The following is a 1,320-nucleotide window of genomic DNA, read 5'->3' as shown; positions in this document are numbered from 1 at the left end:
TGTGCCGAATACTGAGAAAACGGAGAAAAATTTCGCATCCATGTCGTTTTTTGCTTGACTTTTGAAAAAGTGTTAGGGCGGCGAATTTTTCGTAATTACATGATATTTGGAGGTAATTACGAAAATGACGTACACCATCGAACCCTGGAATAAAAGAAAAATACCGTCGCTTCATGAATTGGTAACACCGCTACAAGACGAATTAAAAACCATGGCCCCACTTAAATCTCAAGGAAACAAACCCTTGCAAATTGAGTTCGAACATCAGCTCAATGCCTTGATCTACTTCCATCTTGAAGAACACACTTCCGGCACGCATCTGCTCCAGGTTCTCAAGGAGGACTCTTTGGTCCGAAGCCTGATAGCCCCGCCGGATGGCCTGAAGAAGAGCACCTTTTTCGAGGCCATCAACTCTCGTGGACTTGAGCAGCTGTTATATCTCTTCGAGCGGCTCCAAGCCAAAGCTGCTAAAATCCTGCCCAGTGCGCACCCCAAACTTGGGGATTTAGTGGCCATTGACGGATCATTGATCGACGCCTGTCTCTCCATGTACTGGGCCGACTATAGGGACGGCTCCAAAAAGGCCAAGATACATCTCGGATTTGACATCAATCGTTCTATCCCTTGCAAGATATTCCTTACCGACGGCAAGGGTGATGAACGCCCCTTTGTAAGTAAAATCCTCTCGCCCGGACAGACCGGCGTTATGGATCGATACTACCAATGCCACAAGAGCTTTGATGCCTGGCAGAGAGAGGGAAAACATTTCGTATCCCGGATCAAGGCCGGCACCAATAAGACCCTGATCAGAGCCAACGAGGTCAAACCCGGCGGAATTGTTTTCTACGATGCCGTTGTTCTCCTCGGAACCCCTGGAATCAACCAGACCAAGGAGCCCCTTCGTGTGGTCGGTTATCGTATCGGTTCCGTAAGTTATTGGGTAGCAACAAACCGTTATGACCTCGCAGCAGAACAAATTGCTATGATTTACAAGCTCCGCTGGGAGATAGAGAAATTCTTCGGTTGGTGGAAGCGCCACCTCCGGGTCTATCACCTTATCGCCAGAAGCGAATACGGCTTAATGGTACAAATCCTCGCAGGCCTGATAACTTATCTCCTTCTCGCCATTTACTGCCACCAAAAGCACGGTGAGAAGGTCAGTATCCAAAGGGTCAGAGAACTGCGCATCAAGATTCAAAATGAAGCCCGCAATTTCGCTGCCTGTGCGGTGCACGCAGACAAGGACAATGATCTCACAGCCGAAAATATCAAAGATCAATGGGAATACTTACATGCAAAAACCTAACCGGACAAAGCTGA

The 1,320-nt window shown here is 48.0% G+C and carries 1 pseudogene; it reads left to right on the top strand.

Annotated features, from left to right (window positions below):
• The first annotated feature begins 124 nt into the window (after positions 1–124).
• A pseudogene (locus tag RDU59_12940) lies at positions 125–1,207 on the top strand (IS4 family transposase).
• Positions 1,208–1,320 lie beyond the last annotated feature (113 nt).

It is taken from the genome of Thermodesulfobacteriota bacterium (genome assembly GCA_031082315.1).
Classification (GTDB): Bacteria; Desulfobacterota; QYQD01; order QYQD01; family QYQD01; genus QYQD01.
The sequence above is the reverse complement of the archived record's forward strand: the minus strand, read 5'-3'. Positions and strand labels throughout refer to the sequence as shown.